This window comes from Mesobaculum littorinae (assembly GCF_004011175.1).
GTDB lineage: Bacteria > Pseudomonadota > Alphaproteobacteria > Rhodobacterales > Rhodobacteraceae > Tranquillimonas > Tranquillimonas littorinae.
In genome coordinates this window covers 19022-32932 of the sequence record NZ_RQXX01000009.1, presented here as the reverse complement: position 1 = coordinate 32932, position 13911 = coordinate 19022, and the positions used below count along the sequence as shown (strand labels likewise).

The following is a 13911-nucleotide window of genomic DNA, read 5'->3' as shown; positions in this document are numbered from 1 at the left end:
GTCTCGGCGAAATCCCGTCGCGCGGAGGTCAGGGCGTCTGGCCATTTCGCGCAATGGGTGGTTTCTAGGGGCACGTGCGCTGGCGGACGACGTGGCCCATATGCAGATCTACCTTCCCATCGCCGAGGTTTCGGTCAATGCCTTCCTCATCCTCGGGCTGGGGGGGATCGTCGGCATCCTGTCGGGCATGTTCGGTGTCGGCGGCGGCTTCCTGATCACGCCGCTTCTGTTCTTCGTGGGCATTCCGCCCGCCGTGGCCGTCGCCACCTCGGCCAACCAGATCGTCGCATCCTCCGTGTCGGCCGTGCTTGCGCACCTCAGGCGTCGCACCGTCGACCTAAGGATGGGCACCGTCCTGCTGTGCGGCGGGCTGGTCGGGGCCGCCGCGGGGGTGCAGGTCTTTGCACTGCTGCGGCAGATGGGCCAGGTCGACCTGCTGGTGCAGCTGTCCTACGTGCTGTTCCTTGGGGTGATCGGGCTTTTGATGTTCATCGAAAGCCTCAATGCCATCCGCCGCGACAGCAAGGGAGGTCCACGCGGACCGCGCAAGCGTCACAACTGGGTGCATGCCCTGCCGATGAAGATGAAGTTCCGCACCTCGGGGCTCTATATCTCGGTCATCCCGCCGGCGCTGGTCGGGGTCTTCGTCGGGATCCTGTCGGCCATCATGGGGGTCGGCGGCGGCTTCATCATGGTGCCCGCGATGATCTACCTTCTGGGCATGCCCACCAAGGTCGTGATCGGCACGTCGCTGTTCCAGATCATCTTCGTCACTGCGGCGACGACGCTGATGCATGCCGTCACCACCCATTCGGTCGACATGGCTCTGGCGCTTCTGTTGCTGTTCGGCGGCGTGATCGGCGCGCAGCTGGGCACCCGGATCGGCCTGATGATGAAGGCCGAACAATTGCGCATCCTGCTGGCCCTTCTGGTTCTGGCCGTCTGCGGCAAGCTGGGGCTCGACCTGCTTCTGCGCCCGGACGAACTTTATTCCCTCGGCGCGCCGGGGCAGACATGATCCGCCACGCGCTCGCCCTTCTGGCCCTGACCCTGCCGCTGCTGCCCGTCCTGGCCTTGCCCGCTGCCGCGCAGGAGGAGGTTCTGGCCGGCCTCAGCCAAAGCCGGATCTCCATCGACGCCGATTTCGACGGCTCCGAGATCCTGATCTTCGGTGCGATCAAGCGGCAGGCGCCGGTGGCGGGCCCCGGGCTGGAGGTGATCGTCACCGTTTCGGGTCCGCGCCTGCCGGTCACGGTGCGGCGCAAGGACCGGTTCGCGGGCATCTGGCTGAACCGCGATTCGGTCGACGTGGACGCCGCGCCCAGCTTCTACGCCATTGCCACCACCTCTCCGCTCAGCGACATCCTGAGCGCGACCGCGAACCTGCGCCATGGCATCACCATCGACCGGGCGATCCGGTCGGTCGGCGCGCCCGCCTCGATCCGCGACTCCAACAGCTTTACCGAGGCGCTGATCCGGATCCGCGAAGAGGCAGAGCTGTACCAGATCAACGAGAACACCATCGATCTTGTGGAGGAGACGCTGTTCGACACCTCCGTGTCGCTGCCCGCGAACCTGATCGAGGGCAATTACACCGTGCGGATCTTCCTCACCCGCGGGGGCGAGGTCGTGGCGGAAAGCGAATCGCTGATCTATGTCCAGAAGGTCGGGCTTGAACGGTTTCTCTACAACCTCGCCTACGAACAGCCGCTGATCTACGGGATCCTGTCGATCGCCATCGCGATCTTTGCCGGGTGGGGCGCGTCGACCGTATTCCGCTACATCCGCAGCTAGGCGAAGCCAGCGGTGGGCGAGGTGTCCGCGCCTTCGCCCTCGGCTCCGCCATCCGACCCGCCGTCGCGCGGGGCATCGGATCCACCGTCAAGCTTCAGCGGCGTGGGCTTTGCCTTCAGATCATCGGTGGTCAGCCCGCCCTCCGGCCGCGCCAGCCGGTTGCGCACGACCCAGTGCAACCGCTCTTCGGCGCGGGTGATGGCCACGTAGGCGAGGCGTTTCCACAAGGGCTGCCCGGCCTCGACCCGCCCTGCCCGCGCCGCGGCCCAGAGGTCGGGCGCAAAAACCTGCACCTCGGGCCATTGCGAGCCCTGCGCCTTGTGGATCGTCACCGCGGCACCATGCAGAAAGGCGGCGCCCATGTTGGCGGCAAAGGGAATGAACGGCTCTTCCTCGTCCGGCATCTCGATCTTGACGATCGAGGCCGCGGAAAGCTGCGGATCCTCGGCGCCGATCACGTGCAGGCGCGAAAACCCCGGCCGCTTGCCGGGGCCCAGCCAGACGACCTGCGCGCCCTTGATCAGGCCGCGCGCCTCGAGGTCGATCCGCTTCTTGCGGTGCTTGAGCGGCAGCTCGATCCCGTCGCAGATCAGCGGCTCGCCGGGCAAGAGCGCGTCGGGCGGCGCGCCATAGGCCGCTCGGAAGGCATGGATCAGCCGGATGCGGGTCGCGTTGCGCCACACCAGCACCGGCGACCGGGCCATCAGGTCGGCCTGCACGCGCTGGCCCATGACCACGCGGTCATCGCGGGCCGCGGCCTCTTCGACCATCCGCTCGAACTGATCGAACGTCAGCCCCTCGTCACCCAGCGCGTGGGCCAGGTCGAGGATCGGGTTGTCGCGCGTCTGCCGGTGGACCCGGCTGAGCGTCAGCCGTTGGGGTTCGGGCAGCGTGTCGAAGACCATTTCGCCCGACTGGTTCACGGGGGCCAGCTGCGCCGGATCCCCGAACAGCACGAGCGTCGGAAAGATCTCCTGCAGGTCGTCGAACTGCCGCTTGTCCAGCATCGAGCTTTCGTCGACGAACCCGATGTCGAGCGGCTCTTCCCGCCGTTTCCAGCCGGTGATGAAGTCCGAGCCGCGCAGCCCTGCCGCCGCAAGTGCACCGGGGATCGAGGCATGCTGCTGGTAGAACGCCTGCGCCCGGTCAAGCGCGGTGTCGGTCATCCCCTCGATTTCGGGCCGCTCGCCATTGCCCAGCAGCCATTCCGCGATGCGTTCGTATTCCGGGTCGTAGACCGGGGTATAGAGGATGCGGTGGATCGTGGTCGCGGGCACCTTGCGGTTGCGCAGGACGCTTGCCGCCTTGTTCGTCGGCGCCAGGATCGCCAGCGTGCGGCGGTCCTTCTTGCGACGCGTCTCGTAATCGCCGCCGACGATGTCGACCCCGGCCTCGGCCAGCGCCTCGTGCAGCTTGGCCAGAAGCAGGGTCTTGCCCGACCCCGCCTTGCCAATCACGGCCAGCGTCTGGGACTTGCCCTCGGCCATCGGGCGCAGCGGGCCGCCGGACAGGTCGATACCGGCCTGCGCCAGCGCCTCGGCCACGCGGTCATATGCTTCGGCCTGGTCGTCCGAGAAGGTAAGCTGGGTCAGCGTCATGGCAACAACCCTACCCCGCCCGCGTCGCCTGGACCAGAGTCAGCGCGCCACGGAAAGGTCGACGGCGCCGTGTTTCACGGTGCCGTCACGCCGTTTTGGCGCCGGGCCGGTGGCCATACCTCCCCGCGTGCGTGGCCGGTGGGGGGCCTGCTGCGAAGCTCTGGCGGAACATCCGGCCTCCTGTCGGGCGGCGCGGGTCAGCGGGACAGTTCGGCGGCCCTTGCCCCCCGTGTCGGGTCAGGCCGCCAAGGCCAGCCGACCCTCGCCAAAGCCACGGCGCAGACACCAGGCAGCCAACTCGGGCGAGATCCCGGCAACCCGGCGCAGCACGGGCCGCAGCGCGGGAGTGAACGCCCACCGCCCAGCGGCGATCCCGTCCTTGCCAGCCCCATCCTCGCCCAGCACGACAGGTGGCCATCCCAGTCGGCGATAGACCCGCAGCATGCGCGCATCGAACACGCCAACCGAGCCGGTGAGCCCCAGCTGCAGCCCCATCTCGAGCGCACCCAGCATCAGGGCTGCGGAGATCCGCGCGCCCCCTGTCCCGGTCGCCCCCGGGGCAAGGCAGAAGCGGGTGCATTCCCAGACCCCCGGGGCGCGCGGGGCGCCCTCGGGACAGAGATGCGCGAAATGGTCCGCCAGCATCGTCCGCCCCGTGGTGGGCAGGAACCGCATAGACCCGCGATGACATCCGTGCGGGCCCACGACCATGACGTAAAGCGCGGCATCGGTGTCGTAGGCATCGATCTCGCGCCCCGCCGCATCGCGGTCGAGCGGCCAGCCCAGCCGGTCGCAGAACTGTCCGGCCCGATCGCGAAACATGCCGTCACGCAGGGCGGGATGACGGGCCAGGGCGCTGCCATAGAGATAGCGGATCATGCGAGGGTCCCCCCTTAGGATGCCGTCCGCGGCGGAAGCGCCGCGGCCAATACGGGGGATGTGCAAGCGCGACGGTTAAGGGCGGTCGAAGGCACCGTACGGAGGGTCGGGGCGCCAGGGTCAGGGCGCAGAGGACAAGCGGCGTGGCGTCAGGCTGCGGGGGTCAGGGCGCGATCAGCCCCTGTTTCACGGCGCAAACCACGGCATGCAGCGTATTGCTGGCGCCCAGCTTGTGCCGGGCGCCTTCGATGTAGACGCGCAGCGTATGCTCGGAGATGGCCAGCCGATCGGCGGCCTGCGCCCGGCTGCACCCCGTCGCCAGCAGCGTCAGCGCGTCCGCCTCACGCGGGGAAAGGCGGCAGGCCTCTTCGGTCTGGGCCGCCCCCGCCAGTTCGAGGGAGGCATGGTTGATGTGATGCGCCAGAAGCATGAGCGTCGCGGCATGCTCGGCGGTAAAGCTCTGCCACTGTGCGGTGCTGCAGGAATCATTCACCGTCAGGATCGCGAAATGCCCCCCGGGGCCACGCAGAGGGATGGAATAGCCCCGCGCGCCGATATCGAAATCGGCCGCCTCGCCCAGCAGGGTACGCTCGCGCCGCCCGTCCCATTCCAGCGTCGTCCAGCACAGCGGTGCGACACGCCGATGGCAAGCCAGGACAACAGGGTCGATACGATGGTAGTCGGATGTGACGTAGCGGTCGACCCACCCTTCGCAATAGGTCAGGGACGCGGTCTGCCCGCCCGACCCGTTGACCGAGTGGTAAACCAGGTGCTGGACGCCCAGCATGTCCCGGATCCTGACGATTCCGTCGTGCAGCGCCGCGACGCTATCAACCTGCAGAACCGTCTGGACGATATCGTATCCCGCTGTCGTATTCATGCGCACCGATCGCGCACTCCCCCGCTTTGAGGACGAGCTCGCGTTCCGCGACGCGCGACACCCGGTCGAGATGCGCCGCAAGAGCCGGAAGATCGTGTTCACCGGCATAGGCCCTGAGATCCGCAAGCACGTCCAAAATCCACTCTTCGGCCATTGCAGACAAGCCTCCCGAAAAAAGCTTAACGATTTACTAATTTGACATTAGACTTGCCGTGCTCCCCCCGAAACTCACCGCTTCTCTCTCCCCAGAAATGGGGGGTCACCTAGCGGCAGCTTCCAGGGCATCCTCGACTGTGCGCAGGCCGGTCCGGGGGGCCTGCACGAGGACCGCCATGTTCCCGGGTTTGTGTTCATTGCGCAGCATCTTCATGTGGGCCTGCGGGATTTGCGCCCACGGGAACACCTCGGACATGCAGGGATCGATCCGCCGCTCGATCATCAGCTTATTGGCAGCGGCCGCCTGTTTCAGGTGGGCGAAATGGGATCCTTGGATGCGCTTTTGATGCATCCACAGATATCGCGCGTCGAGCGTCAGGTTATAACCCGTCGTGCCGGCGCAGATCACGATCATCCCACCCTTGCGGCAGACGAAGGCCGACACGGGAAATGTCGCCTCTCCGGGATGTTCGAATACCATGTCCACCGCGACGCCCTGCCCGGTAATGTCCCAGATCGCCTTTCCGAACCGCCTGACCTCGGCCAGCCAATCGCGGTAGGCATCCGTGCCCACCGTCGGCAATTGACCCCAGCAGTTGAATTCCGTCCGGTTGATGACCCCCTTGGCCCCCAGCCCCAGGACAAATTCGCGTTTGCCTTCGTCGGAAATGATGCCGATCGCATTTCCACCCGCCGTGTTGATCAACTGGATCGCGCAGGAGCCCAGCCCGCCCGAAGCCCCCCACACCAGGACATTCTGTCCGGGCTTCAATTCGTGCGGATGGTGCCCGAACAGCATGCGATAGGCCGTCGCCAGCGTGAGGGTATAGCAGGCGGATTCCTCCCACGTCAGATGACGGGGCCGCGGCATCAGCTGTTGCGCCTGTACCCGCGTGAATTGCGCGAAACTGCCGTCCGGCGTTTCATAGCCCCAGATCCGCTGGGACGGGGAAAACATCGGATCACCACCATTGCATTCCTCGTCGTCCCCGTCGTCCTGATTGCAGTGAATGACGACCTCGTCTCCGACACTCCAGCGCGTGACCCTGTCGCCCACAGCCCAGACGATGCCCGCGGCATCGGACCCCGCGATGTGGTAATCGGCCTTGTGGATGTCGAAGGGACTGACCGGAACCCCGAGCCCGGCCCAGACCCCATTGTAATTCACCCCCGCGGCCATCACGAGCACAAGCACTTCCTGGCTGCCGATCGCCGGGGTATCGACCACCTCGCATTGAAAGGCAGTGTCGGGCGGACCATGCCGGTCCCGCCGTATCGTCCAAGCGTACATTCGCGCGGGAACATGCCCCAGGGGGGGCATTTCCCCCACCTCGTACAGATCCTTCGAGACGGCGTCGTAGGCCGGAAACTCGGTCAGGGGGCTCTGGGGCATCGGCTCCTCCCGTCGCTGCAATGCAGAACGCCTGCCTCCGGGATAAGCGGCAAAGATGCGTCTGGCAACCTGCGCCCGCGAAGGGCCCAAGGTCGATAGATTGAAGAAAAAAATCCGGTGTTATGAATTGTGACGGTGCGTCAATTGCATGCGCCAATCAGACAAACATGACCGGAATCCCCGCGACGCGTGCCCAAAAAGATTGCAGGCATTCGACCTTCTTCAACCCAAGGACGTCAGGGGCTGAAGAAATATCTCTATAGATTGTTTGCAAAGCGAAACAAGCGGCCTGAAACGACGTGTCTGACATTATTTCCTTTACTGGTAATTTACTTTCTCTTCAGATATTGCGATCCGTAATGTAAAGAATACCCCCTCATGATTGGAAATCGACATGGACAAAGATCTGAACCAGATGTCCCAGAAAGAGCTGGAAGCTCTCAAAGCAGACATCGACCAAGCGCTCGCCTCTCTTGAAAGCCGTCGCCGGACCGAGGCGCGCGTTGCCGCGGAATCCGCTGCGCGCGAACACGGCTTTTCGCTGGACGAGCTTCTGGAGATGGGAAAGGCGCGTGGGTCCCGCACGGCCAAGAAGAACCCCCCTCGCTATCGCAATCCTGAAAACCCGACCGAAACCTGGACCGGTCGCGGCCGCAAACCCGGCTGGATCAAGGAAGCGCTGGAGCAGGGTCGCCCGCTTTCGGACCTCGAAATCTGATGGGAGTCCATATCGGAGCGGATCGCGGGGAGATTGCGGAAACGGTTCTGCTGCCCGGTGATCCGTTCCGGGCCCGGTGGGCGGCCGAGACATTCCTGGACACGCCGCGCTGCGTGAACGAGGTGCGCGGCATGCTGGGCTATACCGGCACGTGGCAAGGCCAGCCGGTCACGATCCACGGCACCGGAATGGGGATGCCGTCGCTGTCGATCTACGTCAATGAACTGATCCGGGACCACGGGGTGCGCACCCTGATCCGGATCGGGTCGGCCGGCGCGATGCAGACCGGGGTGAACCTGCGCGACATTGTCCTGGCGATGAGCGCCTCGACCATCTCGACGCCGTCCCGGGCGATCCTGCGCGACCTGAATTACGCGCCCGTCGCCGATTTCGGCCTGCTGACCGCCGCGCATGCCGCTGCCCGCGCTATCGGCGCGCAGACGCACGTGGGAGGTGTCTATTCGTCGGATACCTTCTACGACGAACGCCCCGAGCTGGATGCCGAGCTGACGCGTCACGGCACGCTCGCGGTCGAGATGGAGACAGCCGAGCTTTATATCCTCGCCGCGCGCCACGGATGCCGGGCCCTGTCGGTGTTGACCATCTCGGACCATCTTCTGCGGGACGAAGCGCTGCCTGCGGAAGAGCGCGAAAAGAGTTTTGCGCAAATGGTTCAGGTCGCGCTTCGGGCCGCTTTCACGGACTGACCCCGGGCGGTCCATCGCACGTCGTCGACGGTTTTCGAAAATGTTGGAACCTTGCGCGCGCGCGCAGGTTGAGCCGGGAAATCAACAGGAGACAGTGACCATGAAAAATCGCATTCTGCTCGGCCTTCTCGCGCCTGCCGCCTTCGTTCTGGCCGCATGCGAAACCACGTCGACGCCCCGTACGACCGCCGATGAACCTGCCCGCGGTCTTGAGAACCTGAACGAGCCGACCGACGGCTTCGACAACGAGATCGGCGCCGACATCTAAGTCCTAGCCCGCTCCATGGGTCCTGTCGTAGCCACCGGGCTGCGGCGGGACCCAGCGGGCCAGAAGATCGGGGTCGGGATCGTAAACCTCGATACGCAGCGGATGGCATTTGGCCGTATCGCTGGAATGCTCGGCCCCACAGTCGCCGCCCGGACAGGCAGACAGGGCGAGCAGCAGATCCATTTCACAGAAGAATTCGATATAGTCGCCCGGCCTGACCGGGCTTTGCTTCATGAAGTACTGCCCCGAGTCCTGCGTGAACCCGGTGCACATGAAGACATTCAACACATCATGTACATGCGGCTCGGCCTCGGTGACGGAGATGCCAAGGTATTCGGCGAGGGCACGGGTCAGGTTCGAGTGGCAGCAGTGGTGGTAATCGTCACCTGAAAGCAGACGGTTGGTATAGGGATCGCAGCGCGTTCCGATCACGTCGTGAACCCGTCCGCCATGGGGGTCGGTGCCGTACCACGCCAGCGTGTCGGCGATAAGCGTCGCCATCGGGCGCAGGAACGGGAAGCATGACCAGAGGCGGTCGCCCGTCGTCACGTGGGTGCCGTGAAGCTGCCGGGTCTTGCCGGAATAGAATTTTTCAGAGAGGTCGTTCGCCGCCCAGAGGTTCAGGTCGCCGACCTGCGGCCCCTCCACCGACAGGATGCGCACGACCTGCCCTGCCCGGGCGCTCAGCACCCGCGCATCGCGCGGGGGGACGGTGACCGTTCCGGCCGGCGTGAGGCTGTCCCGCATCAGGGACATGAGCGCCATGTCGGGCTGCGGCAGGCGATCCAGCGGGTAGCACAGCACCGGAGGGACGGCGCGGCGGCTTTCCGCGTCGGCAGGCGGCGTCCTGCTCATCTGCCGGTTCCGGGTCTAGGCCGCAGGCAGTCGTTCGGAGCCGTGCCGGTGGGCAGGTCGGTCTCGGCGCCGCAGGCGACGCAGGACCAGTGCACCTGCCCCTCGCCGCCCCGGCTGCGATCCTCGCGCCACCGGCATTCGCGCGTCAGCGAGCTGTTGCGCTGCAACAGGTACATCACCACGAAAACGGCTATGATCCCGAAGACGGCCAGCATGCGATCAGATCGTACGTTCGACCATCATCTTCTTGATGTCCTGAATAGCCTTCGCGGGGTTCAGGCCCTTCGGGCAGGTCTTGGCGCAGTTCATGATCGTATGGCAGCGGTAAAGCTTGAACGGATCTTCCAGATCGTCCAGCCGCTCGCCAGTCGCTTCATCCCGGCTGTCGATGATCCAGCGGTGCGCGTGCAGCAGCGCAGCGGGACCAAGGTACCGGTCGCCGTTCCACCAGTAGGACGGGCAGGCCGTCGAGCAGCAGGCGCACATGATGCATTCGTAGTGACCGTCAAGCTTCTTGCGGTCCTCGATCGACTGCTTCCACTCCTTGGCGGGCGTGTTCGACTTCGTCTCAAGCCACGGCATGACGCTTTCATGCTGGGCGTAGAAATGGGTGAGGTCGGGGATCAGGTCCTTGACCACCGGCATGTGCGGCAGGGGATAGATCCGCACATCGCCCTTGATCTCGTCGATGCCCCAGGTGCAGGCCAGCGTGTTGACCCCGTCGATGTTCATCGCGCAGGAGCCGCAGATGCCTTCGCGGCAGGACCGGCGGAAGGTCAGAGTCGGGTCGATCTCGTTCTTGATCTTGATCAGCGCGTCCAGAACCATCGGACCGCAGCTGTCGAGGTCGACGAAATACGTATCGACCCGGGGATTTTCGCCGTCATCCGGGCTCCACCGGTAGATCGAGAACTTGCGGACGTTCTTCGCACCCTCGGGCTTGGGCCAGGTCTTGCCGGTGCGGATGCGGCTGTTCTTGGGAAGCGTCAGTTGCGCCATGGAAGTCTCTCCTGTTCCGGACCGCCCGCCGCGTGGGGGCGTCCTTCGAAGTCCTCTGCAGCCCGCGTCAAAGCCGCATCTGCGGGATCGCGGCCTGCAGGCAGGTTACGGTCCCCGGGCGCCCCAGCACGCCGGCAACGGTCTGAACCGTCGCTTCGGTCGGGCCGGTCACCGCATCGCTGGCCAGCGCCCGGATCTCGGTCGACGAGGCGTTGTCGATCACGCAGTTCACCGCCGGTTCGGCGTTCACCCCCGGCATACGCTGGGCCAGAACCGGACGTACCGCGGATTTGGCGCTGGCGCGCGTCAGGTCGGTGCCCAGGTTCGGCGAACACGCCGCCAAGAGGATCGTGGTCAGAACGACAAGCCGTCCGGTCATCTCAACACCAGGGGTCGGATCGGCCCCTGCCCCGTTTTGTCGCGCACGCAGCGATCATATACATCGTAAGGGTCCTTGCCGAAGACATAGTCCGACGAGATCCCGATTTCGAGGTTCGACACCGGCCCGTCATTGCCGATGCCAACGCCCACGCTGCCCGTGGGCCCTGCCGCTGCCTGCGCACGCTCGGCACACTGACGGGCGGCCAGCTCGGGCGACATCGGCCCGCAGGAGGCCAGCAGGACGCCAAGCGCCCCCAGCAGGCCGAGGGTGCCGAGACGGGTCAATAGACCCGCGCCTTGGGGGCGATCTTCTTGAGATCGATACCCCCCTTGTCATGTGTCGACAGCGGGTCGAGGTGTACCGGGCGGTAGTCCAGCCGCACCTTGCCGTCGACCCAGGCCAGCGAATGCTTGCGCCATTCGTCGTCCTTGCGGTCGGGATAATCCTCGTGCGCGTGGGCGCCGCGGCTTTCCTTGCGCGCCTCGGCGCCGACGATGGTGGCCAGCGCGTTGGGCATCAGGTTGGTCAGCTCCAGCGTCTCCATCAAGTCGCTGTTCCAGACCATCGACCGGTCGGTGACCTTCAGATCGTCCATCTTGGCCGCAACGCCGTACATCTTCTCGACCCCTTCGGCGAGCGTCTTGTCGGTGCGGAAGACGGCGGCGTCCTGCTGCATCGTCTTCTGCATCTCCAGCCGCAGCTCGGCGGTGGGTGTCGTGCCGTTGGCGTGGCGCAGCCCGTCGAAGCGATCCAGCGCCTTGTCGATCGAGGCCTGGTTCGGGATCGGGTTCGGCGTCTCGGGATTCACCGTCTCGCCGGCGCGGATCGCCGCGGCACGGCCGAAAACCACGAGGTCGATCAGGCTGTTCGACCCCAAGCGGTTCGCGCCGTGCACGCTGGCACACCCGGCTTCGCCCACGGCCATCAGGCCCGGGGCCACGGCGTCGGGGTTCTCTGCCGTGGGGTTCAGCACCTCGCCCCAGTAATTCGTGGGAATGCCGCCCATGTTGTAGTGCACCGTCGGTAGCACCGGGATCGGCTCTTTCGTCACATCGACACCGGCGAAGATGCGCGCGGATTCCGAGATGCCGGGCAGACGTTCGGCCAACGTCTCGGGCGGGAGGTGGTTGAGGTGCAGGTGGATGTGGTCGTTGTTTGCCCCCACACCGCGGCCCTCGCGGATCTCCATCGTCATGCAGCGGCTGACGACGTCACGGCTGGCGAGGTCCTTGTAGGTGGGCGCATAGCGCTCCATGAACCGCTCGCCTTCCGAGTTGGTGAGGTAGCCGCCCTCGCCCCGCGCGCCTTCGGTGATCAGGCAGCCGGCGCCGTAGATGCCGGTGGGGTGGAACTGCACGAACTCCATGTCCTGCAGAGGCAGGCCCTGGCGCGCGATCATCCCGCCGCCATCGCCGGTGCAGGTATGCGCCGAGGTGGCCGAGAAATAGGCGCGGCCGTAGCCGCCCGTCGCCAGCACCACCATCTTGGCCGAGAAAACGTGCAGCGTGCCGTCGTCCAGCTTCCACGCCAGAACGCCCTGGCATTGCCCGTCCTCGGACATGATCAGGTCGATGGCGAAGTATTCGATGAAAAACTGTGCCTGCTGCTTCAGGCTCTGACCGTAGAGCGTGTGCAGGATGGCGTGGCCGGTGCGGTCCGCGGCGGCGCAGGTGCGCTGCACCGGGGGACCTTCGCCGAACTCGGTCGTGTGGCCGCCGAAGGGGCGCTGGTAGATGGTGCCGTTCTCGGTGCGCGAGAAAGGCACGCCGTAGTGCTCCAGCTCGTAGACGGCCTTCGGCGCTTCGCGGGCGAGGTATTCCATCGCGTCCGTGTCACCCAGCCAGTCCGACCCCTTGACGGTGTCGTACATGTGCCACTGCCAGTTGTCGGGCCCCATGTTGCCGAGCGATGCGGCGATGCCGCCCTGCGCGGCCACGGTATGCGACCGGGTCGGGAAAACCTTGGTCACGCAGGCGGTTTTGAGCCCCTGTTCCGCCATGCCGAGCGTGGCGCGCAGCCCCGATCCCCCGGCGCCGACGACGACCACGTCATAGGTGTGCGTCTCGTATTCGTATGCAGCCATTGTTCCGGTCCTAGCGTAATCAGAGCGCGATGCGGGCGATGGCGAAGATCGCCACGGCGGCGGCGCCGTAGCTGATGCAGATCATCAGGAGGATCAGCGCCTTGCGGGCCAGGCCGCCGACATAATCCTCGATCGCCACCTGCACCCCGCCGCGGAAGTGATGAAAGCCCACCAGAAAGGTCAGCGCCGCGACCAGCGCCGGGAACGGTGCCGAGAACCTGGCGATGACCTGCTCGTGGGATTGGCCCAGCATCGGGCCGAAGGTGAAGACGAAGAGCGGCACCAGCACGACCAGCGCGACCGAGGAAATCGTCATCTGCCAGTGATGCGCCGTCCCCGTCTTGGCCGAGCCCATGCCCGTGGCGCGTTTGCGGTCGGTGATAAAGGACATCTGTTGCCTCCTCAGACGATCAGGGCGGTCAGCACGGTCAGGACGATCGACCCACCGATGCAGGCCCAGCCCAGACGCTCGGCCACGTGAATCTCAAGCCCCCGGCCGGTATCCCAGTAAAGGTGCCGCAGCCCGGCGAGCGAATGGTACCACAGCGCCCAGAGCGACAGGAACATCACCAGATCGCCGAACCACGAGGTCAGGAACCCGTCCGCGGTGGCAAAGGCCTCGGGCCCCGTCGCGGCGGCGATGAACCACCAGATCACCAGCAGCGCGCCGACCAGCAGGCCACACCCGGTGATCCGCGTCATGATCGAGCTCATCGAGGTGATCTGCGGCCGGTAGTAGGTTCCGAACATGAAGGGTGAAAGCGGGCGGTCCCCCCGGTTCACGTCTGGCATTGGGCTATCCTTCGTCTGGCTGCGCCGTACCGGCGCCTTGCATGACGTTTAGCAGCATTTGCGCCCATGTCACGGCCCGCGAGCGCAAAGAGCGGGGGGATGCGGCGCTGAACCGCAGATTTTGGCCGGTTTGTGATCACGCCCCGATTTCGCGTGATCACAAACGACCCGACTGCCGATTCTATTGCGCGCCCAGCTTGAGATCCGGGGAATATGCGACCTCGACCTCCTTGGTGACGGCCTGGGCACAGCGCATCACGCCGTTTCCCTGGTCGAAGGCATAGGACGGGTCGCCGTGCAGGACCCAGCCCTTGGCCAGTGCGTCGCTGACCTTGTGGCAGAAGGCGGACGTGTCGTCGCCTGTCAGCAAGCGGTAGAGCGTGGTCATCGTGATAGCCTCCTTGTTC

19 protein-coding genes are annotated in these 13911 nt (G+C 65.5%); 5 read left to right on the top strand and 14 right to left on the bottom strand.

Going from position 1 to position 13911, the window contains the following annotated elements; all coding sequences use genetic code 11:
* Positions 1 to 100 precede the first annotated feature (100 nt).
* Positions 101 to 1018 (top strand): sulfite exporter TauE/SafE family protein, encoded by a 918-nt coding sequence (locus tag EKE94_RS17390; protein WP_127907911.1) that lies wholly within the window; start codon positions 101 to 103, stop codon positions 1016 to 1018.
* Positions 1015 to 1794 (top strand): TIGR02186 family protein, encoded by a 780-nt coding sequence (locus EKE94_RS17385; protein ID WP_127907910.1) that lies wholly within the window; start codon positions 1015 to 1017, stop codon positions 1792 to 1794. Before EKE94_RS17390 ends, EKE94_RS17385 begins: the two co-directional genes overlap by 4 nt.
* Here the strand turns inward: EKE94_RS17385 and EKE94_RS17380 are convergent.
* The 5 genes from EKE94_RS17380 to ccrA form a co-directional block, all read right to left on the bottom strand.
* Positions 1791 to 3392, bottom strand: a complete 1602-nt coding sequence (locus EKE94_RS17380) for an ATP-dependent DNA helicase (RefSeq protein ID WP_127907909.1) — start codon at positions 3390 to 3392, stop codon at positions 1791 to 1793. The two genes, EKE94_RS17385 and EKE94_RS17380, sit on opposite strands and share 4 nt — an antisense overlap.
* Positions 3393 to 3629: 237 nt before the next feature.
* Positions 3630 to 4271 carry an acyl-homoserine-lactone synthase gene (locus EKE94_RS17375; RefSeq protein WP_127907908.1) on the bottom strand — a complete coding sequence of 214 codons (642 nt, stop codon included), beginning with the start codon at positions 4269 to 4271 and terminating at the stop codon, positions 3630 to 3632.
* 163 nt (positions 4272 to 4434) lie between these two features.
* A complete protein-coding gene (locus tag EKE94_RS17370; protein WP_127907907.1) occupies positions 4435 to 5151 on the bottom strand; it encodes a helix-turn-helix transcriptional regulator in 717 nt (238 codons plus the stop codon).
* The gene (locus EKE94_RS17365; RefSeq protein ID WP_127907906.1) at positions 5102 to 5305 is read right to left on the bottom strand and encodes a hypothetical protein; all 204 of its coding nucleotides are present in this window, start codon (positions 5303 to 5305) and stop codon (positions 5102 to 5104) included. Before EKE94_RS17365 ends, EKE94_RS17370 begins: the two co-directional genes overlap by 50 nt.
* A 105-nt stretch (positions 5306 to 5410) precedes the next feature.
* The gene (gene ccrA / locus EKE94_RS17360; RefSeq protein ID WP_127907905.1) at positions 5411 to 6700 is read right to left on the bottom strand and encodes a crotonyl-CoA carboxylase/reductase; all 1290 of its coding nucleotides are present in this window, start codon (positions 6698 to 6700) and stop codon (positions 5411 to 5413) included.
* 382 nt (positions 6701 to 7082) lie between these two features.
* Between ccrA and EKE94_RS17355 the strand changes: the two genes are divergently transcribed.
* The 3 genes from EKE94_RS17355 (at position 7083) to EKE94_RS18735 (ending at position 8393) form a co-directional block, all read left to right on the top strand.
* Positions 7083 to 7418 carry an H-NS histone family protein gene (locus tag EKE94_RS17355; protein WP_328590511.1) on the top strand — a complete coding sequence of 112 codons (336 nt, stop codon included), beginning with the start codon at positions 7083 to 7085 and terminating at the stop codon, positions 7416 to 7418.
* Positions 7418 to 8125: a purine-nucleoside phosphorylase gene (deoD, locus tag EKE94_RS17350; RefSeq protein WP_127907903.1), complete on the top strand. Its 708-nt coding sequence runs from the start codon at positions 7418 to 7420 to the stop codon at positions 8123 to 8125. Before EKE94_RS17355 ends, deoD begins: the two co-directional genes overlap by 1 nt.
* 100 nt (positions 8126 to 8225) lie before the next feature.
* The gene (locus EKE94_RS18735; protein WP_164871011.1) at positions 8226 to 8393 is read left to right on the top strand and encodes a hypothetical protein; all 168 of its coding nucleotides are present in this window, start codon (positions 8226 to 8228) and stop codon (positions 8391 to 8393) included.
* A gap of 3 nt (positions 8394 to 8396) precedes the next feature.
* Here the strand turns inward: EKE94_RS18735 and EKE94_RS17345 are convergent, their stop codons facing one another.
* From EKE94_RS17345 to EKE94_RS17305, 9 genes are all read right to left on the bottom strand, one after another.
* The gene (locus EKE94_RS17345) at positions 8397 to 9248 is read right to left on the bottom strand and encodes an urea carboxylase-associated family protein (protein ID WP_127907902.1); all 852 of its coding nucleotides are present in this window, start codon (positions 9246 to 9248) and stop codon (positions 8397 to 8399) included.
* The gene (locus EKE94_RS17340) at positions 9245 to 9463 is read right to left on the bottom strand and encodes a hypothetical protein (RefSeq protein ID WP_127907901.1); all 219 of its coding nucleotides are present in this window, start codon (positions 9461 to 9463) and stop codon (positions 9245 to 9247) included. The genes EKE94_RS17345 and EKE94_RS17340 overlap by 4 nt, the downstream gene beginning before the upstream one ends.
* 4 nt (positions 9464 to 9467) lie before the next feature.
* On the bottom strand, positions 9468 to 10247 hold the full coding sequence (locus EKE94_RS17335; RefSeq protein ID WP_127907900.1) for a succinate dehydrogenase iron-sulfur subunit: 780 nt from the start codon (positions 10245 to 10247) through the stop codon (positions 9468 to 9470).
* 67 nt (positions 10248 to 10314) lie between these two features.
* Complete coding sequence (locus EKE94_RS17330; protein ID WP_127907899.1) at positions 10315 to 10626, bottom strand: hypothetical protein; 312 nt, start codon at positions 10624 to 10626, stop codon at positions 10315 to 10317.
* Complete coding sequence (locus tag EKE94_RS17325; protein WP_328590510.1) at positions 10623 to 10913, bottom strand: hypothetical protein; 291 nt, start codon at positions 10911 to 10913, stop codon at positions 10623 to 10625. Before EKE94_RS17325 ends, EKE94_RS17330 begins: the two co-directional genes overlap by 4 nt.
* A complete protein-coding gene (sdhA, locus tag EKE94_RS17320; RefSeq protein ID WP_127907898.1) occupies positions 10910 to 12712 on the bottom strand; it encodes a succinate dehydrogenase flavoprotein subunit in 1803 nt (600 codons plus the stop codon). Before sdhA ends, EKE94_RS17325 begins: the two co-directional genes overlap by 4 nt.
* A gap of 19 nt (positions 12713 to 12731) precedes the next feature.
* Positions 12732 to 13103, bottom strand: a complete 372-nt coding sequence (sdhD, locus tag EKE94_RS17315; protein WP_127907897.1) for a succinate dehydrogenase, hydrophobic membrane anchor protein — start codon at positions 13101 to 13103, stop codon at positions 12732 to 12734.
* 11 nt (positions 13104 to 13114) lie between these two features.
* Entirely contained in the window at positions 13115 to 13504 is a 390-nt protein-coding gene (gene sdhC / locus EKE94_RS17310) for a succinate dehydrogenase, cytochrome b556 subunit (protein ID WP_127907896.1), read from the bottom strand.
* Between the two features lie 181 nt (positions 13505 to 13685).
* On the bottom strand, positions 13686 to 13892 hold the full coding sequence (locus EKE94_RS17305; protein ID WP_127907895.1) for a DUF1737 domain-containing protein: 207 nt from the start codon (positions 13890 to 13892) through the stop codon (positions 13686 to 13688).
* Positions 13893 to 13911: the final 19 nt, after the last annotated feature.

Excerpts from the sequence above, each read along its gene's own strand:
- EKE94_RS17390 (WP_127907911.1), top strand. The coding sequence starts at position 101 with ATGCAGATCTACCTTCCCATCGCCGAGGTTTCGGTCAATGCCTTCCTC.
- EKE94_RS17385 (WP_127907910.1), top strand. The coding sequence starts at position 1,015 with ATGATCCGCCACGCGCTCGCCCTTCTGGCCCTGACCCTGCCGCTGCTG.
- EKE94_RS17380 (WP_127907909.1), bottom strand. The coding sequence starts at position 3,392 with ATGACGCTGACCCAGCTTACCTTCTCGGACGACCAGGCCGAAGCATAT.
- EKE94_RS17375 (WP_127907908.1), bottom strand. The coding sequence starts at position 4,271 with ATGATCCGCTATCTCTATGGCAGCGCCCTGGCCCGTCATCCCGCCCTG.
- EKE94_RS17370 (WP_127907907.1), bottom strand. The coding sequence starts at position 5,151 with ATGAATACGACAGCGGGATACGATATCGTCCAGACGGTTCTGCAGGTT.
- EKE94_RS17365 (WP_127907906.1), bottom strand. The coding sequence starts at position 5,305 with ATGGCCGAAGAGTGGATTTTGGACGTGCTTGCGGATCTCAGGGCCTAT.
- ccrA (WP_127907905.1), bottom strand. The coding sequence starts at position 6,700 with ATGCCCCAGAGCCCCCTGACCGAGTTTCCGGCCTACGACGCCGTCTCG.
- deoD (WP_127907903.1), top strand. The coding sequence starts at position 7,418 with ATGGGAGTCCATATCGGAGCGGATCGCGGGGAGATTGCGGAAACGGTT.
- EKE94_RS18735 (WP_164871011.1), top strand. The coding sequence starts at position 8,226 with ATGAAAAATCGCATTCTGCTCGGCCTTCTCGCGCCTGCCGCCTTCGTT.
- EKE94_RS17345 (WP_127907902.1), bottom strand. The coding sequence starts at position 9,248 with ATGAGCAGGACGCCGCCTGCCGACGCGGAAAGCCGCCGCGCCGTCCCT.
- EKE94_RS17340 (WP_127907901.1), bottom strand. The coding sequence starts at position 9,463 with ATGCTGGCCGTCTTCGGGATCATAGCCGTTTTCGTGGTGATGTACCTG.
- EKE94_RS17335 (WP_127907900.1), bottom strand. The coding sequence starts at position 10,247 with ATGGCGCAACTGACGCTTCCCAAGAACAGCCGCATCCGCACCGGCAAG.
- EKE94_RS17330 (WP_127907899.1), bottom strand. The coding sequence starts at position 10,626 with ATGACCGGACGGCTTGTCGTTCTGACCACGATCCTCTTGGCGGCGTGT.
- sdhA (WP_127907898.1), bottom strand. The coding sequence starts at position 12,712 with ATGGCTGCATACGAATACGAGACGCACACCTATGACGTGGTCGTCGTC.
- sdhD (WP_127907897.1), bottom strand. The coding sequence starts at position 13,103 with ATGTCCTTTATCACCGACCGCAAACGCGCCACGGGCATGGGCTCGGCC.
- sdhC (WP_127907896.1), bottom strand. The coding sequence starts at position 13,504 with ATGCCAGACGTGAACCGGGGGGACCGCCCGCTTTCACCCTTCATGTTC.
- EKE94_RS17305 (WP_127907895.1), bottom strand. The coding sequence starts at position 13,892 with ATGACCACGCTCTACCGCTTGCTGACAGGCGACGACACGTCCGCCTTC.